The organism is Micromonospora sp. NBRC 110038, assembly GCF_020884815.1.
In the GTDB taxonomy this organism is placed as follows: Bacteria; Actinomycetota; Actinomycetes; order Mycobacteriales; family Micromonosporaceae; genus Micromonospora; species Micromonospora haikouensis.
This window is the reverse complement of record NZ_BBOL01000011.1, coordinates 210,871-235,243: the sequence shown is the minus strand read 5'-3', so window position 1 is coordinate 235,243 and position 24,373 is coordinate 210,871. Positions and strand designations below refer to the sequence as shown.

Genomic DNA, 24,373 nt, shown 5'->3' with positions numbered 1-24,373 from the left:
GAGTCACGCCTGCCGGAACTCCCGGTCGATCAGGTCCATCAGCTCGTCCGCCGAGGCCGCCCCGATCATGGCGCCCTCGGCGGCGCGCTGTTCGGCCTCGTCCACGGGGTCGGGGCCCAGGGCCAGCAGCCGCAGCCGGTGGTCGATCAGGTCCCGGGTGGCGTCCCCGGGAAGCGCCGCGAGGGCTGCCTCCAACCGGTCCAGGTGTTCGAGGACGGCCTCCGCGGGTGACGGCTGCGGCGGAACCAGGCGCTGCCGCACGTGGTCCGCGAGAGCCCCCACCGTCGGGTAGTCGAAGACGAGCGTGGCGGGCAGCGGCAGGCCGGTCGCCCGGCGCAGCCGGTTACGCAGCTCGAGCGCCGTGAGGGAGTCGAACCCCAGGTCCTGGAACGGACGGTCGGTGGCGATGTCGCCCGGCGACCCGTGCCCCAGGACCGCGGCCAGGTGACCCCGCAGCATCTCGACCGTGACGGCCCGCTGCTCGTCGTCGTCGCGTCCGGCGAGGCGGGCCGCGAGGTCCGGTTCGGCGCTCTCGGCCCGGCGGCGCGGCACCCGGACCAGGTCGCGCAGCACCGGGGGCAGCGCGTCGGCGACGGCCTGGGCGCGCAGTTCACGCAGGTGCAGCCGGGCCACGACGACGGTGGACAGGTCGGCGTCGAGGACACGGTCGAAGCAGGCGAGCGCCTCGTCGGTGGGCAGCGGGACGAGCCCACGGCGAGCCGCGCCGCCGTGCCGGCCCTCGTCGAGTCCACCGGTCAGCGCGCTCTTCTGCTGCCACGGACCCCACGCCAGGGACACGGCCGGAAGGCCGAGGGCGTGCCGGTGCCGGGCGAGCCCGTCGAGGAAGCTGTTGGCTGCGGCGTAGTTGGCCTGGCCCGGCGCGCCCAGGACGCCCGCGGCGGAGGAGAACAGGACGAACGCCGAGAGATCGAGGTCCCGCGTCAGCTCGTGCAGGTTCCAGGCGGCGTCGACCTTCGGGCCCAGCACCGTGTCGAGCCGCTCGGGGGTGAGGGACGGCACCGTGGCGTCGTCGAGGGTCCCGGCGGCGTGGACCACGCCCGTGAGCGGGTGCTCGCCGGGTATCGCCGACAGCACCCGGGCGAGCGCGGCGCGGTCCGTGGTGTCGCAGGCCGCGACGGTGACGCTCGCGCCGAGAGCGGACAGCTCGGTCGCCAGCTCGGGCGCGCCCGGCGCGTCCAGGCCGCCGCGGCTGACCAGCACGAGATGTCCGACCCGGTGCGCGGTGACGAGGTGCCGGGCGACGAGGCCGCCGAGCGTGCCGGTGCCACCGGTGATCAGCACCGTGCCGCCCGGCCGGAAGGCAGCCGCGAGCGCGGGCCGGGCGTCGGCCCCGCCGGGCGCGTCGTCCGTCGCCGACCACCAGGCCAGGCGAGGCACGTACGCCCTGCCGTCGCGGACCGCCGACTGCGGTTCCCCGGTCGCGATCACCGCGGCGACGGTCTGCTCCGTCGCGGCGGCGTCGACGTCGACGAGCTGGAAGCGCCCCGGATTCTCCGCCTGCGCGCTGCGGACGAGGCCCCAGACGGCGGCCGCCGCGAGATCCGGCACCGGCTCCTGCTCGGTGATGCCGGTCGCGCCCCGGGTGACCAGGGCGAGCGACGACCCGGCGAAGGTGTCGTCCGCGAGCCATTCCTGCACGGTGTGCAGGGTCCGGTGCGTCGCGAGGTGCGCCTGTGCCGCCGGGTCGGCTCCCGCGCCGTCCGGGACGGGCACGACCACGACCGGGGGCACCGGGGCACCGCCGGCGAGCGCCGCGCGCAGGTCGTCCAGGGTGGCGTGCCGAGGAGCGGAGACCTGGTCGACGGCGGTCGCCCCGACGAAGACCAACGGCTGGGCGGGGGCCGCCGGCGCTGTCGCCTCGACCCACCGCCACCGCAGCGTCGGTTCGCGGTCGCGGGCCGCTGCGCTGAGATCGCCGCGCAGGGGGCGCATGCGCAGCGCGCTGATCCGCCCGGCCGGCCGGCCCTCGGCGTCGGCCAGGTCGAGGCTGACCGCCTGGTCGGCGGAGGACCTGATCCGGACGCGGAGCGCCCTGCCCACGGTCGCCTCCAGCGAGAGCCCGGTCCAGGAGAACGGCAGCAACGCCGCGGTGCCGGCCGCCTCCCGCGCCCGCGCCGGGTCGGCCATCAGCGTGTGCAGGGCCGCGTCGAGCAGCGCGGGATGGACGCCGAACCCCTCGACGTCCACCTCCTCCGGCAGGGTCACCTCGGCGCAGAGCTCGTCGCCGTGCCGCCAGGCCGCCCGCAGGCCCTGGAAGGCCGGGCCGTAGAGCTGGCCCTTGGCGAGGAACCGGTCGTACACGGCGTCGAGGTCGAGGCGCTCGGCGCCCGGCGGCGGCCAGGCCGTCAGCCCTTCGGCGGCCGGCGGCGCGGTGGCGGTCAGCGTGCCGCTGGCGTGCAGGGTCCAGTCCGCGTCGTCGTCCTCGGACTCCGGTCGCGCATGCACCGTGAGCTGCTGTGTCCCGTTCTCCTCGGCGGCGACCACCAGCTGCAGCCGCACCCCGCCCTGCTCGGGCAGCACCAGCGGCGCGAGTAGCGTGAGCTCGTCGACGGCGGCGCCGCCCGCCAGGTGCGCCGCGTACAGCGCCAGTTCGACGAAGGCGGTTCCGGGCACGACCACCACGTCCTCGACGCGGTGGTCCGCGAGCCAGGGATGGGTACGCAGCGAGACCCGGCCGGTGAAGATCCGCTGACCGTCCGCGGCGACCGACAGCCCCGCGGCGATCAGGGGGTGCCCCGTGTCGTCCAGGCCGGCCGACGTGACGTCGCCCGTCGCGGTCTGCGCCTTCAGCCAGTAGTGGCCGCGTTGGAACGGGTAGGTCGGCAGGTCGAGCCGAGCGGATCCACGGGGCAGCACCGTCGTCCAGTCCACCGGCGCGCCGTGGACGTGGGCCCTGGCGAGGGCGGCCAGCACCTCCCGGGCGCCGTCCTGGTCGCGGCGCAGCGTCCCGCCGACCTGGCCCGTACGGCCGGCGCGCTCCAGCGACTGCTCGATGCCCACGGCCAGCACGGGATGCGGGCTGGCCTCGACGAACAGGTGGTGACCGGCGTCGAGCAGGGCCTCGGTCGCCGCGGCGAACCGGACCGTGTGCCGCAGGTTCCGGAACCAGTAGCCGGCGTCCAACTCGGTGGTGTCCACCGGCGCTCCGGTGAGCGTCGAGTAGAACGGCACGGTGCCGGCGCGCGGCTGGACCGGCCCGAGAGCGTCCAGCAGCTCGGCGCGGATCGCGTCGACGTGCGGGCTGTGCGAGGCGTAGTCGACGGGGATGAGCCGGGCGCGGACGCCGTCGGCCGCGCAGCGGGCCACGAAGTCGCCCACGGCGGTGACGTCGCCGGCCACCACGCAGTCGTGCGGTCCGTTGACCGCCGCGAGGTGGACGTCGCCGGCCTCCGGAAGCCGCGCGGTGGTCTCCTCCGCCGACAGGGACACCGAGGCCATCGCGCCCAGGCCGGCGATCCGGGTGAGGATCCGGCTGCGCAGCGCCACGACGCGGGCGGCGTCGTCGAGGGACAGCGCACCGGCGACGTACGCTGCGGCGATCTCGCCCTGGGAGTGCCCGACGACCGCGTCCGGCACGACGCCCGCGGCCCGCCAGAGCGCGGCCAGCGACGTCATGACCGCGAACAGGGCGGGCTGCACGACGTCCACGCGGCCCAGGTCGGCCGAGCCGGGTGCGCCCCGAAGCACGTCGAGCAGCGACCAGTCGGTGTGCCGGTCGATCGCCTCGGCGCAGGCCCGCAGGTGCTCGGCGAACACCGGCGACTGCTCCAGCAGGTCGAGCGCCATGCCCGTCCACTGCGAGCCCTGCCCGGGGAACACCAGGACGGTCCGCGCGGGGCCGGTGGGCGTGTCCGCCCAGACGACCGCGGGATGCGACTCACCGGCGGCCACGGCGTCCAGCCCGGCCAGCAGCTCGTCCCGGTCACCGCCGAGGACGACGGCACGGTGGTCGAAGGTCGTGCGCGCCGTCGCCAGGCTCCAGGCCACGTCGGCGTCCCGCGTGGCGTCATGCTCCCGGACGTACGAGGCGATGCCGGCGGCCTGCTGCCGGAGGGCGGCCGGGGTCCGCGCCGAGACGAGCCACGCGAGGGGGGTGGGGTCGCCGCCGGGGCGGCCGGGCGACAGGGCGGCGGGCGTCGCCGCCACCTCCGGCGCGGGGGCGCGGCGGCCGTCGGCGTCCTCCGGCTGCTCCAGGATGACGTGGGCGTTGGTGCCGCTGATGCCGAACGCGGACACCCCGGCGCGCCGGGGCCGCCCGGTCTGCGGCCACGGGGCGGTCTCGGTCAGCACCGCGACGCCGCTGTCCGCCCACTCGACGTGCGGGGTGGGCGCGTCGACGTGCAGCACGGCGGGGAGGAGGCCGTGCTCGATCGCCTGCACCATCTTGATCACGCCCGCCACCCCGGCGGCCTGCTGGGTGTGGCCGATGTTGGACTTGATGGAGCCGATCCACAGGGGACTGTCGTCGGAGCGGGCCCGTCCGTACGTGGCGATGAGCGCCTGCGCCTCGATGGGGTCGCCGAGGGTGGTGCCGGTGCCGTGTGCCTCCACCGCGTCCACGTCGGCGTGGCCGAGTCCGGCGTTCGTCAGGGCCTGGTCGATCACCCGCTGCTGGGCGGGTCCGTTCGGCGCCGTCAGGCCGTTGCTGGTGCCGTCGGAGTTGACCGCGCTGCCCCGGACGACCGCCAGCACCCGGTGGTTGTTGCGCCGCGCGTCCGACAGCCGCTCCACCAGCAGCAGGCCCACGCCCTCGGAGAAGACGGTGCCGTCGGCGGCGGCCGCGAACGGCTTGCAGTGGCCGTCCGGCGCGAGGCCGCGCTGGCGGCTGAAGCCGACGAACACGCTGGGCGAGGGCATCACGGTGGCCCCGCCCGCCAGGGCCAGGTCGCACTCGCCGTTGCGCAGCGCCTGCACGGCCAGGTGCAGGGACACCAGCGACGAGGAGCAGGCGGTGTCGACGGTGACGGCCGGGCCTTCGAGGCCCAGCGCGTAGGCGATGCGGCCGGACGCGACGCTGCTCGACGCGCCGGTCAGCAGGTAGCCCTCGACCGCCTCGGCGGCCCGCGACGCCCCGCCCGGGTATCCGTAGGAGGTCATGCCGACGAAGACGCCCGTGCGGCTGTGCCGCAGCGACTCGGGCCGGATCCCGGCGCGTTCGAGGGTCTCCCACGCGGTCTCCAGGAGCACCCGCTGCTGCGGGTCGGTGCCGAGCGCCTCGCGGGGGCTCATGCCGAAGAACTCCGCGTCGAAGTGCCCGGCCCCGTCGAGGAAGCCGCCGCGGTCGACGTAGGTGGTGCCCGCGTGGTCCGGGTCGGGGTGGAAGAGCCGGTCGAGGTCCCAGCCGCGGTCCTGCGGGAACGTCGACACGTGCTCGCCGCCGGAGACCACGACGTCCCAGAGGTCCCGCGGCGACCGGATGCCGCCGGGGAACCGGCAGGCCATCCCGACGATCACGATCGGATCGCCGGCCTCCCGCGTCGTCGCCGCCCGGGCCGTGGCCGTGCGGTCCTGCCCGCTCACCCGCTCGTGCAGGTGGCCGGCGAGCGCCGCCGCATGGGGGTAGTCGAAGATCAGGGTGGCGGGCAGGCGCAGGCCGGTCTCGGCGTTGAGGCGGTTGCGCAGCTCCACCGCCGTGAGCGAGTCGAACCCGATCTCCTGGAAAGGACGCCGTGGGTCGATGGTCTGCGGCGCCGGGTGGTTCAGGACGGCGCCGACGTTGTCGCGGACGAGGTCCAGCAGCAGGGCCTGTTGTTCCGCCTCGGTACGACCGGCCAGCTCCCGCTGCAGCGCGCCCTGGCGGGCGGCGCGCCCGCCGACCTGGCGGCGGGTGGGGTGCAGGAAGCCGCGCAGCACGGCGGGGGCCGCCCGGGTGTCGGCGGCCGCCCGTACCGCACCGAGGTTGATGCCGGCGGGGACCAGGTCCGGTCGGCCGCCGTCGAGCCCGACGTCGAACAGGGCGAGGGCCTCGGCGTCGGACATCGTGGTGAGCAGGCTGTGCGCGACGGCGTGCCGCTTGTCGTCGAAGAGTTCGGCGGTGATGCCGCTGGCGCTCTGCCACAGCCCCCAGGCGAGCGAGACGGCGGGCAGGCCCCGGGCGTGCCGGTGGGCCGCGAGCGCGTCGAGGTAGGTGTTGCCGGCCGCGTAGTTGGCCTGGCCGGGGTTGCCCAGGGTGCCGGCGAGCGAGGAGAAGAGCACGAACGCGCTGAGGTCGTGTTCGGCGGTGAGCTCGTGCAGCTGCCACGCCGCGTCGGCCTTGGGCCGCAGCACCGGGTCGAGCTGCCAGGGCTCCAGCACGGTGACGGCGGCGTCGTCGGTGACCCCCGCCGAGTGGACGACGGCGGTGAGTGGGTGCTCCGGCGGGATCTCGTCGAGCAGCCGGCGCAGGTCCTCGCGGTCGGCCACGTCGCAGGCGCGGACGACGACGTCGGCGCCCAGCCCGGCCAGCTCGGCCTGCAACCGCGTGGCGCCGTCGGCCTCGATGCCGCGCCGGCTCACCAGCAGCAGGTGCCGCACGCCGTGCGCGGTGACCAGGTGCCGCCCGACCGCCGCCCCGAGGGTGCCGGTGCCGCCGGTGACCAGGACCGTGCCGTCGGCGTCGAGCGGACGCGCGACGGTGAGCACCAGCTTGCCGGTGTGCCGGGCCTGGCTCATCAGCCGGAACGCCTGGGGGGCCTGCCGGACGTCGAAGGCCGTGACCGGCAGCGGGGTCAGCGCGCCCTGCGCGAACAGCCGGCCCAGGTCGGCCAGCATCCGCTGGACGTGGTCGGGGCCGCTCTCCACCGTCTCGAAGGCCCGGTACGCGACGCCGGGATGCCGGGCCGCCACCTCGGCCGGGTCACGCACGTCGGTCTTGCCCAGCTCCAGGAAGCGCCCGCCGCGGGGCATCAGCCGCAGCGAGGCGTCCACGAACTCGCCGGCGAGCGAGTCGAGGACGACGTCGAAGCCGTCCCCGCCGGTGGCGGCGCGGAACGTCTCCTCGAAGGCGAGGGTCCGCGAGTCGGCGACGTGCCGCGCGTCGAAGCCCATCGCGTGCAGGGTGCCCCACTTCGGGGTGCTGGCGGTGGCGTAGGTCTCGGCGCCCCAGTGGCGGGCCAGCTGGACCGCCGCCATGCCGACGCCGCCGGTGGCGGCGTGGACCAGCAGCCGCTGGCCGGGCCGCAGGTCGGCGAGGTCCCGCAGGGCGTAGTAGGCGGTGAGGAATGCGACCGGCGCCGCGGCGGCCTGCACGAACGTCCAGCCGGCCGGCACGCGGGTCAGCGCCCGGCGGTCGGCGACCGCGACCGGTCCGACGGCCCCGTCGCTGAACAGTCCCATCACCGCGTCGCCGGGGGCCAGGTCCGTCACGCCCGCGCCGGTGTCGAGGACGACACCGGCGGCCTCGCTGCCGATGAGCGCCTCGCCGGGGTACATGCCGAGCGCGATCAGCACGTCGCGGAAGTTCATCCCGGCGGCCCGGACCGCCACCCGCACCTCGCCGTCGGCCAGCGGCTGCCGGTCGGCGGCGCAGGGTTCCAGGACCAGGTTGTCGAGGGTGCCGGGGCCGCTGCTGGACAGCCGCCACGCGGTGGCGTCGGCGGGCGGGACGGCCATGGCCTCGGCGTCGGCGTGGATCAGGCGCGCCGCGTACGCCTCGCCGTCGCGCAACGCGAGCTGCGGCTCGCCGGAGGCCAGCGCCGCCCGCAGCCGGCGCAGCGAGCTCTCCCGGCCGTCCACGTCCACCAGGTGGAACTGGTCGGGCTGCTCCAGTTGGGCCACGCGCAGGAACCCCCACGCCGGTGCGGCGGCCAGGCCGGTGACGTGGTCGCCGGCGCGCGCGGCGACCGCCCGTTCGGTGACGACGACCAGCCGGCTGTGCTCCAGCCGTTCGGCGGCGAGCCACCGCCGCACCAGATCGTGGACCCAGTGCGTGGTCGCGTGGGCCCCCGACGGCGGGTCGGCGTCGGCCGCCGGGGCGGGGGCGAACGCGACCACGGTGCCCGGAACCGGTGCTCCGGCGTCGACCGCCGGCCACCACGACTCGGGGTCGGCGACCACCCGGAGGTCGCCGCCGAGCCACTCGACGGGATGCGGCGGCGCGCCGAGGACCAGCCAGTCGCCGTCCTGCTCGGCCTCGGTGCCCGCGGTCACCGGCTGCCAGGAGAGCCGGTAGAGCGAGCTGCGCCGGGCGGCGCTGGCGGCGGTGCGCCCGGCGGAGAGCGGACGTACGGTCAGCGCCTCCACCGACGCGACCGGAAGCCCCGACTGGTCCATGACGGACACGCTGACGGTGTCGGGTCCCTCCGGGCGCAGCCGGACCCGCACGGCGGTGGCGCCGACGGCGTGCACGGACACGCCGCGCCACGCGAACGGCAACCGGGTCCGGCCGTCGTGTTCGCCGCCGGACAGCGCGGTGGCGTGCAGCGCGGCGTCGAACAGGGCGGGGTGCAGGGCGAACCCCCGGGCGTCGACGTCGTCGGGCAGCTCCACCTCGGCGTACAGGTCGCCGCCGAGTCCCCAGGCGGCCCGGAGCCCGCGGAAGACCGGGCCGTACGCCAGGCCGATGTCGCTCAGCCGCGGGTAGACCTCGGCGGTGTCCAGGCGGGTCGCCCCGGCCGGCGGCCACACCTCGACCGGAGCGGGCGTCGGGGCGACCTGCGGGAGCAGGAGGCCCGTCGCGTGGCAGACCCACGGGGCGTCGTCGGCGTCGTCGTCGTGCTCCGCCCGGGAGTGGATGGTGACCGGGCGCTCCCCGTCGGCTGCTGCCGCGCCGACCAGCACCTGGATCTGCACCGCGTCGCGTTCGGCCACGACCAGCGGCGTCTGCAGGGTCAGCTCGGCGAGCTGGCCGCACCCGACGCGGTAGGCGGCGTGCAGGCCCAGCTCGACCAGGGCGGTCGCGGGGACGATCACCTCGCCGTGCACGGCGTGGTCGGCGAGCCACGGGTGGGTACGCAGGGACAGCCGGCCGGAGAACAGGTGACCGCCCCCGTCGGCCAGCATGGTCTCGGCGGCCAGCAGCGGGTGGCCGGCCGAGCCCAGCCCGGCCGACCGGACGTCGCCGCCGGTCTGCACCCCGTCGGGCCAGTACCGGTGCCCGACGAAGGGGTAGGTGGGCAGGTCGACCGGGGTCACGTCGCGCCGGGGCAGGACGGTCGCCCAGTCCGGGGTCGCGCCGTGGACGTGGGCCTGGGCCAGCGAGTGCAGCAGCCGGTCCGGGCCGCCGTGGTCGCGGCGCAGCGTGCCGTGGGCGGTCGCCGGCGTTCCGCTGTCGTCGATGGTCTCCTGCAGCGGTGTGGTCAGCACCGGGTGCGGGCTGACCTCGATGAACAGGGTGTGGCCGTCGGCCAGCAGGGCCCGGACGGCGGGTTCGAGCGCGACGGGCTGCCGCAGGTTGCGGTACCAGTAGGTCGCGTCGAGCGAGCCCGTGTCGGCCGGCGCGGCGGTGACGGTGGAGTAGAACGCGATGTCGGCCGGTACGGGGGTGATCCCGGCGAGGGCCGCCTCCAGTCGTTCGCGCAGCGGCTCGACGGCCGCGGTGTGCGAGGCGTAGTCGACGGGGATCAGCCGGGCCTGCACCCCGTCGGCCTCGCAGGCCCGGACGAGGTCGTGCAGTTCGTCGGGGGGCCCGGCCACCACGGTCGAGCCGGGCGCGTTGACCGCGGCGATGCTCAGCCCGTCCCGGCCGGGATGCCGGAGCAGGCTCTCGACGTCGGCCGCGGGCAGCGGCAGCGACGCCATGCCGCCCGTGCCGGCCAGGTCGAGCAGCAGTCGGCTGCGCAGCGCGACGATCGTCGCGGCGGCGTCGAGGGGCAGCGCGCCGGCGATGTGGGCCGCCGCGATCTCCCCCTGCGAGTGGCCCACGACCGCGTCCGGGCGTATCCCGGCGGCCTGCCAGACCCGGGCGAGCGACACCATGACGGCGAACAGGGCGGGTTGGACCACGTCGACCCGGTCCAGGGCGGGCGCGCCGGGGACGCCGTGCAGGACGTCCAGCAGGGACCAGTCGGTGTGCGGGGCGAGCGCGTCGGCGCAGGCCCGCAGGTGCTCACGGAAGAGGGGGCAGCTCTCGGACAGCTCGACGGCCATCCGGTCCCACTGCGAGCCCTGCCCGGGGAAGACGAACACGGTCCTCGCCGCCGCGCCGTGCCCACTCACCACGGACGCCGCCGGCCTGCCGTCGGCGATGGCGGCGAGCCCGGCCAGCAGCTCCTCGGCGGTGTCGGCGACGACGGCCGTACGGTGCTCGTGGTGTTCGCGTTCGAACGCCAGCGCGTGGCCGATGTCGGCGAGCCGGTCCTCGGGCCGGGCGGTCGCGAACTCCCGCAGCCGCGCGGCCTGCCGGCGCAGGGCCTCCTCGCTCCTGGCGGAGAGCAGCCAGGGCAGCGTGCCGCCGGTGAGCAGCGCTCCGGCCGGGGTCGCGCGGTCCGGGGCGGGTTGCGGTGCCGGCCGGGGCGGTGCGGCCTCCAGCACCAGGTGGGCGTTGGTGCCGCCCACTCCGAAGGACGACACGGCCGCCCGGCGCGGACGGCCGGTCTCGGGCCACGGCCGCGCCTCGCCGAGCAGGCTCACCTGCCCGGAGTCCCAGTTCACGTGCGGCGTGGGCGCGTCGATGTGCAGGGTGCGCGGCAGCAGCCCGTGCTGGAGGGCCAGCACCATCTTGATCACTCCGGCCACGCCGCCGGCGCCCTGCGGGTGGCCGATGTTGGACTTGACCGAGCCCAGCCACAGCGGCTGGCCCGTGGGCCGGTCCTGCCCGTACGTGGCCAGGAGCGCCTGTGCCTCGATGGGGTCGCCCAGCGTCGTGCCGGTGCCGTGTGCCTCGACGGCGTCGATGTCGCCGGGGGTGAGCCGGGCGTCGGCCAGCGCGAGTTCGATCACCCGTTGCTGCGACGGGCCGTTCGGCGCGGTGAGCCCGTTGCTGGCGCCGTCGGAGTTGACCGCCGACCCGCGCAGCACGGCCAGGACCCGGTCGCCGTCGCGGTGGGCGTCGGACAGCCGGCGCAGCATCAGCATGCCGACGCCCTCGCCCCAGCCGATGCCGTCGGCCGCCGCCGCGAACGGCTTGCACCGCCCGTCCGGCGCCAGGCCGCGCTGCCGGCTGAACTCGGTGAACCAGGCCGACGTGGCCATGACGGTGACGCCACCGGCCAGCGCCCGGTCGCACTCGCCGTTGCGCAGTGCCCGGACGGCCAGGTGCAGCGCCACCGCCGAGGTGGAACAGGCGGTGTCCACCGTGACGGCGGGGCCTTCGAGCCCGTACGCGTACGCGATCCGCCCGGACATGATGCTGGCCTGCGTGCCGGTCAGGACGTAGCCCTCGACCTGCGCCATGGCGGGCAGCAGGCTCATGTTGTAGGTCTGGCCGATGCTGCCGACGAACACGCCGGTACGCGTGCCGCGCAGCCGCGCCGGGGGAATGCCGGCCCGCTCCAGGGTCTCCCAGGTGACCTCGAGCAGTTGGCGCTGCTGCGGGTCCATCGCCAGGGCCTCGCGCGGGCTGATCCCGAAGAACTCGGCGTCGAAGCGGTCGGCGTCGGCGAGGAACGCCCCCTCGCGGGTGTAGCTCTTGCCCACCGCGTCGGGGTCGGGGTCGTAGATGTCCTCGATGTCCCAGCCGCGGTCCGTGGGCACCCGGGTGACGGCGTCCCGCTCGGCCACGAGCAGCTCCCACAGCTGTTCGGGGGAGCCCACGCCACCGGGGAAGCGGCATCCCATGGACACGACCGCGATCGGTTCGCGCCCACGGTCCTCGACCTCCTGCAGACGCCGGCGGGCCTGGCGCAGACCGGTCGTGGTCCGCTTCAGGTACTCGCGCAGCTTCGCCTCGTTCGCCATCGGGTCGAGCTCGGCCGACTCAGAACTCATCCACGCCTCGCACGGGACTCGAAATGATTGCATAACGGCGTCGCGCTGGGCGGGCGCCAGCGGCAAGAATGGCACCGGATTCTAACGGTCGGCTTGGTCGCCGCTAAATTGCGGAATCGCCGCCGACGAATTCCGGGCGGCTGGTTGCCGAGGTCCGGGGCGGTCCCGGCGGTTCTGCATCGGCGGGCCATCGGGTGTCCGGCCGGCCCGCCGGATCCGTACGGAAACGGATAGGGCTTTTAGGGCGAATTTAAAGAACGGCAGCATAATGTGTGGACGGCGTTCGCCGAGGAGAGGTGAATGTTTTGAGTGGCATTCTCAGTCGATCTGATCCGCGGCCGTCGGTCCTGCCGGACGGGCTTCGCGTCCTGCGGTCCGGATCGGCCACCCAGGGCGTGCTGACCACGAACGAGGAGTTCTCCGCGTGGCTGCGCGAACGTGAGGCGACCGACTCGATGACGGTCGAGCAGGTCCCGCTCGACGACTTGTTGGGCTGGCACTTCAGCGCCGGCCGCGCCGCGCTCGTGCACGACAGCGGCAAGTTCTTCAGCGTCGGCGGGGTGGACGTCTCGCGCACCGGTCGCGGTCCGCGGTCCTGGCAGCAGCCGATCATCCGGCAGAACGAGGTCGGGATCCTGGGCCTGCTGGCCAAGGAGTTCGGCGGCGTCCTGCACTTCCTGATGCAGGCCAAGATCGAGCCGGGCAACCGCCGGCAGGTGCAGCTGTCGCCGACGGTGCAGGCCACGCGCAGCAACTACACCAAGGTGCATGGCGGGGCGTCCACCCCGTACCTCGAGCACTTCCTGCGTCCCGGCCGCGGCCGGGTCCTCGCCGACGTGCTGCAGTCCGAGCAGGGCACGTGGTTCCTGGGCAAACGCAACCGCAACATGGTCGTGGAGACGACCGACGACGTCCCCGTCCGGGACAACTTCCGGTGGCTGACGTTCGGTCAGATCCGGCAGCTGCTCACCGTGCCGAACATGATCAACATGGACTCCCGCACGGTGCTCTCCTGCCTGCCGAGCGACACCTCCGGCTGGCTGTTCGATCCGCTGGCGGGCAACGGCGACTGCGCGGACCCGGAGTTCGCCTTCGATCTCCAGCGGTCGCTGCAGGCCTCGGAGGCGGAGGGCCGGCACACCGACGCCGAGATCATCAGTTGGCTCAACGACGTCCGGATCGACACGACGATCGAGGTCCGGCCGGTCGGCCTGGCCCAGCTCGAGGACTGGGAACTGTCGCGTTCGCGCATCGAGCACCGGCAGGGCAAGCACTTCCGCGTCATCGGGGTCTCGGTAGCCAGCGGCCAGCGTGAGGTCACGCAGTGGGCCCAGCCCCTCATCGCGCCGTGCGACGTCGGGCTGGTGGCCTTCCTGACCCGCCGGATCAACGGTGTGCTGCACATTCTGATGCGCGCGTCGGTGGAGGCGGGGTTCCTCGACGTCGCCGAACTCGGCCCCACCCTGCAATGCAATCCGGCGACCTACGCCGACCTGCCGCCGCAGGAGCGACCGCGCTTCTACGACTACGTCCTCGCGGCGCGCGACAACATTCGATACGATGTGCTGCTTTCCGAAGAGGGCGGCCGTTTCTACCATGCCGAATGTCGTTACCTGGTGCTTGAATGCGATGCGGAGCCGGCGGTGCTGGAGCCGCATCCCGACTTCCGCTGGATGACCGTGCGGCAGTTGATGGCTTTGTTGCGCCACCACAACTACGTCAATGTCCAGGCCCGCACTCTGCTGGCCTGCCTGCACGCCCTCTGGTGAGGGCCGGGCGGCGGCGGACGACGCGGTGCGCGAAGGAGGATGAATGACGACGGCTTCACAGGAGAGCGCCCGGTGGGCCCGGCGGTTCGTGCCGGCGGCCGAGCGCGCCCCCGTGCGGTTGCTGTGCCTCCCGCACGCGGGCGGCTCGGCCAGCTACTTCCACCCGTTGGCCCGCCTGCTCGACACGCGCGTCGACGTGCTCGCGGTGCAGTACCCGGGGCGTCAGGACCGGCGCCTGGAGCCGTGCATCGACGACATCCGGGTCCTGGCCGACGCGGCGTTCGAGGCCCTGCGGCCGGTGCTCGACCGGCCGGTGGCCCTCTTCGGGCACAGCATGGGCGCCACGCTCGGGTTCGAGCTGGCGCGGCGGATCGAGGCCGCCGACGAGGCGAACCCCGTGCGGTTGTTCGCCTCGGGGCGGCGGGCGCCGGCGACGCAGGGCGGTGAGCTGGTGCACCGCTTCGACGACGACCGCCTCCTGGGCGAGCTCGCCAGCCTCAGCGGCACGGACGTCCGGGTGCTCGGCGACGAGGAGATGATGCGGTCCGTGCTGCCCGCGATCCGGGCCGACTACAAGGCCGCGGAGTCCTACCGGCTCACCGAGCAGGTGCGGCTGCGGTGCCCGATCACGGCGCTGGCCGGCGACGCGGACCCGAAGGCGAGCCTGGACGACGTCCGGGCCTGGCAACGGCACACGACGGCCGAGTTCGACCTGCGGGTCTACCCGGGCGGCCACTTCTTCCTGGCCGAACACGGCCAGGCGATCGTGCAACTCATCACCGAGCAACTGACCGTGTGCACGGCATGACAGCGAAGGAGAGCAACGCGTGCCAACCCGCAGAACGTTACTGAAGGGCGCGGCAGCGCTGGCCGCGGCCGGCACGGGCATCGTCGGGATCGGTCAGGGCGCCTCGGCGGCGGTGAACAACCGCTGGAACAGCCTCCGCCGGAACCTGTCCGGCAAGCTGGTGCTGCCCTCGGACAGCAACTACGACGTCGCCAAGCAGCTGCACTTCTCGGCCTTCGACGCCGTGCAGCCCGCGGCGATCGCCTACTGCACGTCCCCGAAGGACGTCCAGGTGTGCCTGGCCTACGCCCAGCACCACGGGCTTCCCGCCGTCCCCCGCAGCGGGGGGCACAGCTTCGGCGGCTACTCGACCACGAACGGTCTGGTCATCGACGTGTCCCGGTTGAACGGGATCCAGGTCGAGCAGAACAAGACGGTGGTCGGCCCGGGGGCGCAGCTCGTCGACCTCGTCGACACCGCGTCCGCGCACGGCGTCGCGCTGGCCGGCGGCATCTGCCCCACCGTGGCGATGGGCGGCTATCTGCAGGGCGGCGGCGTGGGCTGGCAGACCCGGGCGCTCGGCCTGGGCTGCGACTCGTTGCTGTCGGCGCAGGTCGTGCTGGCCGACGGCTGCGTGGTGACCTGCTCCGAGCAGGTCCGGCCGGACCTGTTCTGGGCGCTGCGGGGCGGTGGCGGCGGCAACTTCGGCATCGTGACCAGCTACGAGCGGCGGAACAGCACGATTCCCCGCATGGTCAACTTCACCCTCGCCTGGCTCTGGGACAGCGCGGAGAGCGTGCTGACCGCATGGCAACAGTGGCAGCGCGCGGCGCCGCGGGCACTGAGCTCACGCTGGCTGCTCGGTCTCCTGGACGCGTCACCGGGAGCGGTGCCGTTCCTGCTCGTCGACGGCACGTTCCTCGGCACCCCCGAGGACCTCACCCCGCACCTGAACGCCCTCGCCTCGGCGGTCGGCACCCCGCCCGCCTACAACAGCGTGCAGGATCTCGGCTTCCGCGACGGCATGATGGCGTTCTTCAAGTGCGGGGACAAGACCGTCGACCAGTGTCACCGGGTCGGCACCAACCCGGAGGCCATGCTCGCGCGCAGCGGCTTCATCATCCAGCGCTCCCGGTTCTTCCGGGAGGACATCCCCGGCACGGGCGTGTCGGAGATCCTCGCCGCGTTCGACGCCGACCGCCGAGCCGGGCAGACCCGTATCGCCACCGGCTTCGCCCTCGGCGGCGCGGCCTCCGACATCCCGCGCACCGCGACCGCGTACGTCCACCGGGACGCGCAGTTCTCGGTGGACTGGGCGGTCGCGCTCTCCGAGGCGGCCGACACCGGCGAGGGCCGGGCGGCCGCCTCGGTCTGGGCGGACAACGCGTTCACGGTGACCGACCGGTACTCCACCCACGAGACCTACCAGAACTACGTCGACCCGGCGCTGACCGACTGGCGGGAGGCGTACTACGCCGAGAACTACCCCCGCCTGTCCACGGTGAAGCACACGTACGACCCGCACGGGTTCTTCTCCTTCGCGCAGGCCATCAGCTGACCCGCTAGGCGCGGGCCAGGGCCTGGAGGGAGTCGACGACGGCGGACGGCGGGGGAGTGCCGGCGATCTCTTCGCGGACCTTCCCCGCCGCCGCCCGGCACGCCTCGTCGGTGAGGACCCGGGCGACGGCCGCGCCGATCTCGTCGTTGGTCGCCCTGGTCGGGTCGAGGGTGATGCCGGCGCCGCTCGCGTTGTAGTTCGCGGCGTTGAACGGGTTGTCCGCCGTCTGCGGCATCATCACCTGCGGCACGCCGAAGCAGGCGGCCGTCAGCAGGGAGCTGGTGCCGCCCTGGTTGACGATGGCCGAGCAGCTCGGCATGAACAGGTGCAGGGGGACGTTCTCGGCGACCCGGGCGTTGTCCGGCAACGAGCCGAGCTTCACCCGGTCGGCCGCGCTGATCGCCAGGACGACCTCCACGTCCATGCCGGCGAGCGCGTCGACGACCCGGGGCAGGACGAAGGCCTCGTCGCCGGCGAGGGCGGCGGTGGAGGTGCCCCAGGTGACGCACACCCGGGGGCGGCCGGGCCGGTCGAGCGCCCAGTCCGGGACGGCCGCCGCCCCGTTGTACGGGACGAACCGCACGGGCAGCCGGCCCGTCATCCCGGGAAGCTGGAGGCTGGTGGGCCAGGGGTCGACGGTCCGCTGAGGATGGTCGTTGCGGACCTCCACGCCGTAGTGGTCGTACAACTCGGGCAGCCCGACGGGCCACTGGCCGCGCACGTCCCCCGCGTCGGAGAAGCCCTGCAACGGCTGGCTGATCATCCGCATCACGTCGGGTCCCCAGGTGTGGCGGACCAGCGGAATGCCCAGCCTCGCCGCGACGATCGGCGCGGCGAACACCATCGAGTCGGTCACCACCAGGTCCGGCCGCCATCTCTCGGCGAACCGCAGGAGGTCCGGCGTCATCCTGGCGGCACCCTCGACGAGCGGGGCCATCGCCGCGTTGCGGAGGTCGGCCAGCCCCGCCTGGTCGGCCGGCGGCGGGGCGGAGGCGGCGCCGTCGGCGCTGGCCAGGCCGCTCCTGGTCCACTCGCTGGCCGGAGCCTCGATCACCCGGTGACCGCCCCGGGACGCGATCACGCCATCCATGATCTTGTAATCTCGGCCGACCTCGGCCACGGGCAGCCCGGTGGCCGTCACGGCCTGGGCGAGGTCCGGGAGCACGGCCACCCGCACCTCGTGGCCCGCCGCCCGGAAGGCCCAGGCGAGCGGCACGAGATGGAACAGCGGGGTGGCTGTCGCGGCGACCGGGGTGAACAGGATTCGCAAGGCTTCTCCTCGGGTGTCGCTGGTACGGATACGTGCCGTGGCCCTCAGGCGGCGAGCTTCACGAGCGTGTCGACGACCTCGGCCGGTGCGGGCATCCCGGCGATCTCCTCGGACACCTTCCGGGCCGCCGTGCGGATCGCCTCGTCGGTCAGGACCCGGGTGACAGCCGTGGCGATGGTCTCCTCGTCCGCCTTCGCGTAGTCGAGGACGAGGGCGGCGCCGCTCTCCCGGAAGCTGAGGGAGTTGACCGGGGTCTCGCCGGTCTCCGGCAGGAGCACCTGCGGGACCCCCACGCTGGCCGCGGTCAGCAGCGAACCCGTGCCGCCCTGGTTGACGATCGCCTGGCAGGTCGGCATGAACAGGTTGATGGGCAGGTTCTCGGCGACCCGCACGTTGTCCGGCAGCCGCCCGAGCTTGGCCCGGTCGGCGGGGCCGATGGCGAGCACGATGTCGATGTCGAGCGGCGTGAGCGCCCGGATGACCCGCGGCCAGACGTCCTTGGCGCCGCCCAGGATCTCGTTGGTCGTGCCCCAGGTGATGCAGACCCGGGGGCGGTCGGGGCGTTCGGTGACCCAGTCGGGGGCGGCACCCTCCCCGTTGTAGGCGATGAAGCGCCGCGGCAGGCGGCCGGGGGAGCCGAAGTTCTGGAGGCTGCCCGGCCACGGGTCGACCGTGTGCTTGGGGTGGTCGTTGCGGACCTCCACCCCGTAGCGGTCGAAGAGCTCGACGAGCCCGGTGGGCCAGTCGGCGCGCTCCGTGCCGGTGTGCGGCTGGCCCTGGACCGGGTGACCGTAGAGGATGTCCGGGCCCCAGATGTTGCGGACGACCGGGATGCCCTGCGCCGCGGCGACCAACGGGCCGGCGAAGATGACCGGGTCGGTGATCACCAGGTCCGGCTGCCACCGTTGCGCGAATCGCATCAGGTCGGGGGTCATCCGGGTGGCCAGCTCGACCGGCGGGACGAACCGCTCGTCGCGCAGCCGGACCCGCTCCTCGAAGGTCAGGTCGGCGACCTGCGCGGCGGTGAACTTGTTGCCGCTGCGCAGGGCGACCATGCCGGCCATGAAGTCGTAGTCGTCACCCACCTCGACCGGGGTCAGGCCGGTGTTGGCGATGATGCTCGTGAGCTGCCGCTGGGCGGCGATGCGAACGTCGTGGCCGGCCGCCCGGAAGGCCCAGGCCAGCGGGACCTGGTGGTAGTAGTGGGACCGGACGGTAAGCGGGGTGAAAAGGACGCGCACGGGCATATCCCCCAGACTCGATGACGACGCCCCCAGTTCATCCGGTCGGCCTAAAAAGCCCCTGAAAAGCCCCGTTGACGTGCACTCTTGCCTGCCTGGCAACAACTTGCCGAGCCCGCACCGGCGTGTCACCCTGTCTGCGTGTCGACAACGATTCGGGCCAACAAGGTGGCCGCCGTCCGTCGGGTGCTCAGCGAGGCGGCCCTCGGCCTCGCGGTCGAGCGTGGCTGGGACAACGTCCGGGTGGAGGACATCGCCGCCCGGGCGGGCATGTCCACCCGCTCGTTCAACAACTACTTCCGCAGCAAGAACGAGGCCCTCTACGCCGCCGACCTCGACCGGTCCGCGGCGATCCGCGAGCAACTGCGCGCCCGGCCGGCGGACGAGCCGCTGACCCAGGCCGTCATCAACGCGATGCTCGCGGCCTTCCTCGCCTGGGACAACCTGGACCGCGACCTGGTGACCAAGGTGCGGCTCGCGGTGGCGACCTCGCCGCTGGGCGGCGAATACCTCAAGGCGCACGCGGCGCGGGAGACGGCACTCGCCGAGGGGATCGCCGAGCGGCTCGGGATGGGGCTGCACGACGACATCTACCCGAGGCTGCTGGCCACGATGGTGGTCAACGCGGTGCGGGTCGCCGTCGAGTTCTGGGTCGACTCGTCGCGGGCCACCTCCCTGTCCGACGCGATCCGCGACACCCTGGAACGGATCGCGCCCGGCCTGCCCGGCCCGCCGACCGGCCGCTGAGGCACGGACCGTGGCCGCCCCCGGGGGGCAGCTCCCGGCCGGGCCCGGCCCGGCGGCACCGGCCCGGCGGCACCGGGGCCGGCGGGACCGCGCCTCAGCCGGCGGCCACAGCGCGCCGCCGCGCGAGCCGGTAGAGCAGGTCGATGACCAGGTGGACGGGGGCCTTGACCTGGCGGACCCGCAGCAGCGACCGGATCAGCCAGAGCTGGGTCTCCGCGGCGTGCGCCGGAGCGCCGTGCACGTCGTCGTGACGCAGGATCTCGATGTCGCGGACGTGCCGGGCGAGCAGGTCGACGTCGGCACCCGGGATGATCTCGTCGCGGTCGCACGCGACGTAGCGGACCGGGATGGTCAGGGCCCGCAACTGGTCGGGGGACAGCGCCCACGAGGGCAGCTCGCCCAGCGCGCTGCCCGCCTCCTTGCCCATCAGGTGGGCCAGGGTGTCCACCGTGATCCGGGGCAGGTTCGCCTGCCACCGCCGATCGGTGAACAGCGTGTCGATCGGGGCGCCCGCCGTCAGCACCGCCCTGATCCTGCTGTCCTCCAGGGCGCAGCGCAGGGCCAGGTGACCGCTGAAGCTGAGCGCGAGGGCGTACGAGTCCGTGACGTCGGCCCGATCGCTGACGTGGTCGAGCAGGTGCGACAGCATCCGCCAGCTGTCCTGGTCGTAGGGGAGGGTGTTCTCGCCGACCCCCGGCATCTCGGTGACGATGCCGGCCATGCCGAGGCGTCGGATGGCACGCAGGGTGGACGCCCACTGCTCCTTCACGGTCACGATGCCGCCGCTGACGATCAGCACCGGCCGCCGGACGCCGTCGGACATCCCGGTGGCCCAGGCCACGACCCGTCCGGTCGGCAGGTCGACCTCCAGCCGTTCGATGTCCCGGTCGCCGCGTCGCCACTGGTCGAACGTGCGCACCGTGTCGTCGAGCGCCCGCTGGCGGGCCGGCCCGTCGACGAACGGGAAGCGGGCCATGGTGTAGTGGCGGCACGCGTCCAGCAGCCGTCCGTCGCGCTCCAGCGCCCGCGCGGACCGCGTCCACTCGGCCGCCCAGGACCCGTCCCCCTCGGCGTCGGTGCGGATCCGCGCCAGCACGTCCTCGTGATCGGTGACCCGCTGCCCACGGGTGTGCGCCAGCACGAACTGCTTGAGCTCCCCGACGTCGTTGGTGCCGTCGTCCCCGGCCGGCGGGTCCTCGAACTGCTCCAGCGCCTGCTTGAGGTCCGTGAGCAGATCCGCGGCCTCCGCGCCGTCGATCACCCGGTGGTCGAACGTCAGGTTCAGCCGCATCACCGGTGCGACGGACACCGCGCCGTCGCGCACCACGGGCCGGTCGGCGATCCGGCCCAGGCCCAGCGTGACGGTCGTCCCGCCGGTGGAGTGGAAACCATCGACGTCCCGGTGGGACAGGGAGGTCACCGCGAAGGTGCCGACCGTCGTCGCCCGGGTCCGCAGGGGACGGGTCCGGCTGCGGTACGCGGCGCTGCCCAGCGCCCAGGGCAGTCGGCGGAGCAGGCGGGCGCCGGCGAACTCGGGCAGTTTCTCCGCGTCGCCCCGGGTGTAGTAGTCGACCTGCCGTTGGATCTCCGCCAGGCCGGCGCTCTGCACGTGGGGGATGTTGGCCGAGAGGACCACCCGTCGGCCGTTCACCGTGTGGTCCATGGTGAACTTGCCGTGTGCCGAGGGGAAACGGACCACCTTCGGGCGGATCCGGCCCCGGATCGCGGCGTTGGCCTCCGGGTGGGCCGCCATGGCGCGGCCCGCCGCGTACAGGACGTAGCTGAGCCAGGAGAAGTGCCGCCCCTGCGCCCGCGCCGCGGCGCGGTGGTCCCGGATCCGGGTCATGTCGACCTCGGTGTCGAGGTGCACCGGCGCGAAGGACCTGATCTCCCGCAGGAAGTACAGGGTGGGACGCCGCTCCCTGGCGACGCGTTCGATCGTCACTCGGCCACCACCGCCCGGTAGATCTCGTCGAGGTTGGTCGCCTGCAACACCGCGGGCAGCGCGATCTGCCGGCCCGTCTCCCGTTCCAGGATGGTCAGCAGGGACAACAGGTGTATCGAGTCCCACCCGGGGACCGAGTCGAGCGGCAGGTCGACCTGCTCGTGCCGAACCGGCAGGCCGAGCTCGGCGCTGACGATGGCCAGGAAGTCGTCGATGGTGGTCATCGGTTCTCCTCGTATGCAGCGGTGAGCCGCACGTGCGCGGGCGGCGGCTCGATCTCGGCGAGGTCGTGACGGAAGACGAGGACGTCGCCCTCGTCGGCGACCAGGGTGAAACCGTTGTCCGGGTAGAAGCCGCGCGCGCCGGCGTTCTTGGCGGTGGGGCGGAAGTGGGCCTCGACCGCCCGCGCGCCGGTGGCCCGGGCGTGGGACAACACCGAGCGCAGGCAGGCCGTCTCGATGCCCCGGGCGAACACCCGGCAGCTGAGCAGGAAGTTGTCGATGTGCACCAGCTCGCCGTCGACCCGCGTCAGGACCAGGCCCACCATGCCGTTGTCACCGAAGCGGTCGCCGGAGTGGATGCCGAGCACCCGGCTGCCGTGCCGCCCGGCGGCGGCCCGTACCTCCGCGGGCTGCATCCGGTGGCCGGTCAGGTTGAACTGGTGGGTCCGCAGCGTGATCTGCGAGGCCCGGGCCACCTCCCGCTCGGTCACCGGGGCCAGCGACACCCGGGTCTGCAACTGCTGGAGGTAGTCGGCGACGGAGTCGAACGTGGCGAGGAAGCTCTGCCGGTCCAGTTCCTCCCGGTACCGCGTGGGGCGGGCCCGGTCGTCCGTGCTCACCTCGCGGGTGTCGAACCAGCCGTCGCAGAGCAGGTCGCCGACGTGCCAGGCGGGTTCCTCGCCGAGCCGGACGACCGCGACGCCCGGCAACGCGTGGCGTACCAGACCGCACTCGTACGCGCTGTCGTCGGCGAACACGAACGAGTCCACGCCGAGGTTCAGCGCCCCGGCCAGCGCCGTGAGGTTCTCGGGTTTGGGACGCCAGTTCGCCGTGACCCGGACGAAGTCGTCCGGGGCCAGCACCATGCCCTCGTGCCCGCGCAGCACCGCGTCGACGGGCGCCGGGTCGTTCTTGCTCGTCACGGCCAGCAGCACCCCCTGCGAGCCGAGCTGCTTGACCACCCGCTGGAAGGCGGCGAACACCTCGCCGCGCGGCGTCCCGCCCAGCTCGATCCCGTCCGGGCCGTCGTCGCCGAGCACCCCGCCCCACAGCGTCCCGTCCAGGTCGCAGACGAGGACCTTCTTCGTCTTCCCGGTCAGGTGCCGACCGAGGTGGCCGATCTCGCGCGCATAGCGGGCCAGCAGGGCGGGCGACAGCCCGGTCCCGGCGTAGCTGCCGAGCCGTACGTCCTCCGCGGGAATCCCCTCGGCCAGCAGCGGGTCGAGATCGAGCGGGACGACCGACGGGAACTCGTCGCCGAACGCCAGCAGCCGCGCGTTGGCCTCGCGCCAGGCGGCGCCCAGCCGGGCGCGCGACCGGTAGTCCACCAGTTGCGCGGTGAACCGCCTGGGCAGCGGAAGCGTGTTCAGCACCAGGGTGCCCGCGCCCCGCCGGTCGAAGGTGGCCGCGAGCCCGCGCAGCATCGCGACCTTGGCGTCCAGGGCCTGCTCGACGTCCGCGGCGGTCCACGGCAGCGGCAGCTCGTCGAACACCACCTCCGGGTCGAGCACGCACAGGACGAGACCGGGGCCGGCGGCGTACAGCGCGCTGCCCGGGTCGCCGAGCTCGAAGACGTAGCTGTCGAAGTCGGACAGGTGCGGTCGCAGCAGCACGCCGTGCCGGGCGAACTCCGCGGTGAGCGGGGGGATCAGCGTGCCCAGCGTCCGGTGCCCGGTGACGGCCACCGTGAGCGTGGGGGTGGACGGGTGCCGGCGCAGGACCTCGTCGGCGTCGGCCCGGGCCAGCACGTGCCCCGCCCGGGACAGCTCGTCGGCCGGTAGGCCTGCGAGCAGACCCTGCACCAGGGGATACTCGGCCTCCAGCCGGCCGGCGCCGTGCAGCTCGCGCAGCGTACGCGCGGGCGCGGCGGTGTCCGGGGGGAAGGTGCCGGCCGTCGTCACGGTCCCACCTTCTCCAGGGCGAACCCCGCCTTGATCCACTTGCTGGACTCGATGGCGACGCCGACCGCGCGGTCGCCGGTGACCATGCCGGGCAGCAGCCGTTCGAGCTGGAAGAACGGCAGCGCGTTCCCGGTGTTGCCGGTCTCGCCGACGCAGCTGACCTCCTGCGCCTGCGGCACGTCGAGCCGGGCCTGGATCTCGGCGGTCATCCGGCCCGACAGCTGCGGCGGCAGCACGTAGTCGAGCCCGTCGCGGTCCCAGCCGAGCACGTCCAGGACCTCGTCCAGGGTCTCCACGGCCATGGGCGGCACCGCCTCCTGGACCGCCCGATAGTCCTCGACGGCCGCCGGGCGCAGCACGTGCCGCTCGGCCGCGCCGAACCAGTTCAGCGTCTGCCCCGGCGGCCGGTTGTGCCCGACACAGTGCACCTGCGTCCAGCGCAGGGCGACCGGTTCCGGCGGCGGCGTCGTGCCGAGGACCGCCGCGCCGGCCCCGTCACCGAACAGCACGCCGTTGACCTGCTCCTCCGGCGGCAGCGCGCTGACGTCGGCGGTGAGGTCGAAGTGCTTGGCGCAGGAGTCGGCCCCGAGCACCAGCGCGGTCCGGGCCGCCCCCGAGCGGAGCATGTGCCGGGCGACGTCGAGGGCCTGCACCGCCCCGGTGCACCCCGACTGCAGCTGGTACGTCGGCACGCCGTCGACACCGAGCTGGTCGGCCACGACGTTGACCGTGGCGGGCATCAGCATGTCGGGGGAGGAGGTGCCCATGACCACCAGGTCGACGTCGGCCGCGGTCATCCCCGCGGCGGCGAGCGCCCGCTCGGCGGCCGTGGTCGCGAGGTCGGCGAGGGAGAACCGTGCCTCGCCGGTGTCCAGGTCCACCGAGTAGTGGCGCACCGGCGTGCCGATGAACGCCTCCACCCACTGTTCCCAGATCGAGGTCATCCTGAACCGTCTGGCCAGGGTGGGGATGTCCACGGGCGGGCCGGGCAACATCGACCCGGCGGAGTACACGTACACGTCCATGCTCGTCCTCTTCGTCGCCTGCACGGCCATGGTTTTCCGCGGCC

The 24,373-nt window shown here is 74.0% G+C and carries 11 protein-coding genes; 4 read left to right on the top strand and 7 right to left on the bottom strand.

Annotation, left to right across the window (positions count from 1 at the left end; translation table 11 throughout):
• Nucleotides 1-3 precede the first annotated feature (3 nt).
• Nucleotides 4-11,865 carry a type I polyketide synthase gene (locus LPU61_RS29295; protein ID WP_229406758.1) on the bottom strand — a complete coding sequence of 3,954 codons (11,862 nt, stop codon included), beginning with the start codon at nucleotides 11,863-11,865 and terminating at the stop codon, nucleotides 4-6.
• A 314-nt stretch (nucleotides 11,866-12,179) separates the two neighbouring features.
• On the opposite strand from LPU61_RS29295, the gene LPU61_RS29290 reads away from it, so the two are divergent.
• Genes LPU61_RS29290 through LPU61_RS29280 form a run of 3 tightly spaced genes read left to right on the top strand, consistent with a single transcriptional unit; the run spans nucleotide 12,180 to nucleotide 15,979 of the window.
• Nucleotides 12,180-13,634, top strand: coding sequence for an NDP-hexose 2,3-dehydratase family protein (locus LPU61_RS29290; RefSeq protein WP_043969368.1), 1,455 nt, complete (start codon nucleotides 12,180-12,182; stop codon nucleotides 13,632-13,634).
• Between the two features lie 43 nt (nucleotides 13,635-13,677).
• Nucleotides 13,678-14,442 (top strand): thioesterase II family protein, encoded by a 765-nt coding sequence (locus LPU61_RS29285; RefSeq protein WP_043967823.1) that lies wholly within the window; start codon nucleotides 13,678-13,680, stop codon nucleotides 14,440-14,442.
• Between the two features lie 19 nt (nucleotides 14,443-14,461).
• Nucleotides 14,462-15,979: an FAD-binding oxidoreductase gene (locus LPU61_RS29280; RefSeq protein WP_229406756.1), complete on the top strand. Its 1,518-nt coding sequence runs from the start codon at nucleotides 14,462-14,464 to the stop codon at nucleotides 15,977-15,979.
• A 4-nt stretch (nucleotides 15,980-15,983) separates the two neighbouring features.
• Here LPU61_RS29280 and LPU61_RS29275 read toward each other — a convergent pair whose 3' ends face one another.
• Both LPU61_RS29275 and LPU61_RS29270 read right to left on the bottom strand, forming a co-directional pair.
• Complete coding sequence (locus tag LPU61_RS29275; RefSeq protein ID WP_229406755.1) at nucleotides 15,984-17,249, bottom strand: nucleotide disphospho-sugar-binding domain-containing protein; 1,266 nt, start codon at nucleotides 17,247-17,249, stop codon at nucleotides 15,984-15,986.
• A 44-nt stretch (nucleotides 17,250-17,293) separates the two neighbouring features.
• Nucleotides 17,294-18,490 carry a nucleotide disphospho-sugar-binding domain-containing protein gene (locus tag LPU61_RS29270; protein ID WP_158499194.1) on the bottom strand — a complete coding sequence of 399 codons (1,197 nt, stop codon included), beginning with the start codon at nucleotides 18,488-18,490 and terminating at the stop codon, nucleotides 17,294-17,296.
• A 141-nt stretch (nucleotides 18,491-18,631) separates the two neighbouring features.
• On the opposite strand from LPU61_RS29270, the gene LPU61_RS29265 reads away from it, so the two are divergent.
• Nucleotides 18,632-19,237 (top strand): TetR/AcrR family transcriptional regulator, encoded by a 606-nt coding sequence (locus LPU61_RS29265; RefSeq protein ID WP_043967828.1) that lies wholly within the window; start codon nucleotides 18,632-18,634, stop codon nucleotides 19,235-19,237.
• 94 nt (nucleotides 19,238-19,331) lie between these two features.
• Here the strand turns inward: LPU61_RS29265 and LPU61_RS29260 are convergent, their stop codons facing one another.
• Genes LPU61_RS29260 through LPU61_RS29245 form a run of 4 tightly spaced genes read right to left on the bottom strand, consistent with a single transcriptional unit; the run spans nucleotide 19,332 to nucleotide 24,329 of the window.
• Complete coding sequence (locus LPU61_RS29260) at nucleotides 19,332-21,182, bottom strand: 2-oxo acid dehydrogenase subunit E2 (RefSeq protein WP_229406754.1); 1,851 nt, start codon at nucleotides 21,180-21,182, stop codon at nucleotides 19,332-19,334.
• Entirely contained in the window at nucleotides 21,179-21,406 is a 228-nt protein-coding gene (locus LPU61_RS29255; RefSeq protein ID WP_043967830.1) for an acyl carrier protein, read from the bottom strand. The genes LPU61_RS29260 and LPU61_RS29255 overlap by 4 nt, the downstream gene beginning before the upstream one ends.
• Nucleotides 21,403-23,304 carry an HAD family hydrolase gene (locus tag LPU61_RS29250; protein ID WP_229406753.1) on the bottom strand — a complete coding sequence of 634 codons (1,902 nt, stop codon included), beginning with the start codon at nucleotides 23,302-23,304 and terminating at the stop codon, nucleotides 21,403-21,405. The genes LPU61_RS29255 and LPU61_RS29250 overlap by 4 nt, the downstream gene beginning before the upstream one ends.
• Nucleotides 23,301-24,329, bottom strand: a complete 1,029-nt coding sequence (locus LPU61_RS29245) for a 3-oxoacyl-ACP synthase III family protein (RefSeq protein ID WP_043967832.1) — start codon at nucleotides 24,327-24,329, stop codon at nucleotides 23,301-23,303. The genes LPU61_RS29250 and LPU61_RS29245 overlap by 4 nt, the downstream gene beginning before the upstream one ends.
• Between the last annotated feature and the right edge of the window lie 44 nt (nucleotides 24,330-24,373).

What these genes read in the sequence shown, in the direction of transcription:
- LPU61_RS29295 (WP_229406758.1), bottom strand. Translation starts at nt 11,865, where the DNA reads ATGAGTTCTGAGTCGGCCGAGCTCGACCCGATGGCGAACGAGGCGAAG.
- LPU61_RS29285 (WP_043967823.1), top strand. Translation starts at nt 13,678, where the DNA reads ATGACGACGGCTTCACAGGAGAGCGCCCGGTGGGCCCGGCGGTTCGTG.
- LPU61_RS29255 (WP_043967830.1), bottom strand. Translation starts at nt 21,406, where the DNA reads ATGACCACCATCGACGACTTCCTGGCCATCGTCAGCGCCGAGCTCGGC.
- LPU61_RS29245 (WP_043967832.1), bottom strand. Translation starts at nt 24,329, where the DNA reads ATGGACGTGTACGTGTACTCCGCCGGGTCGATGTTGCCCGGCCCGCCC.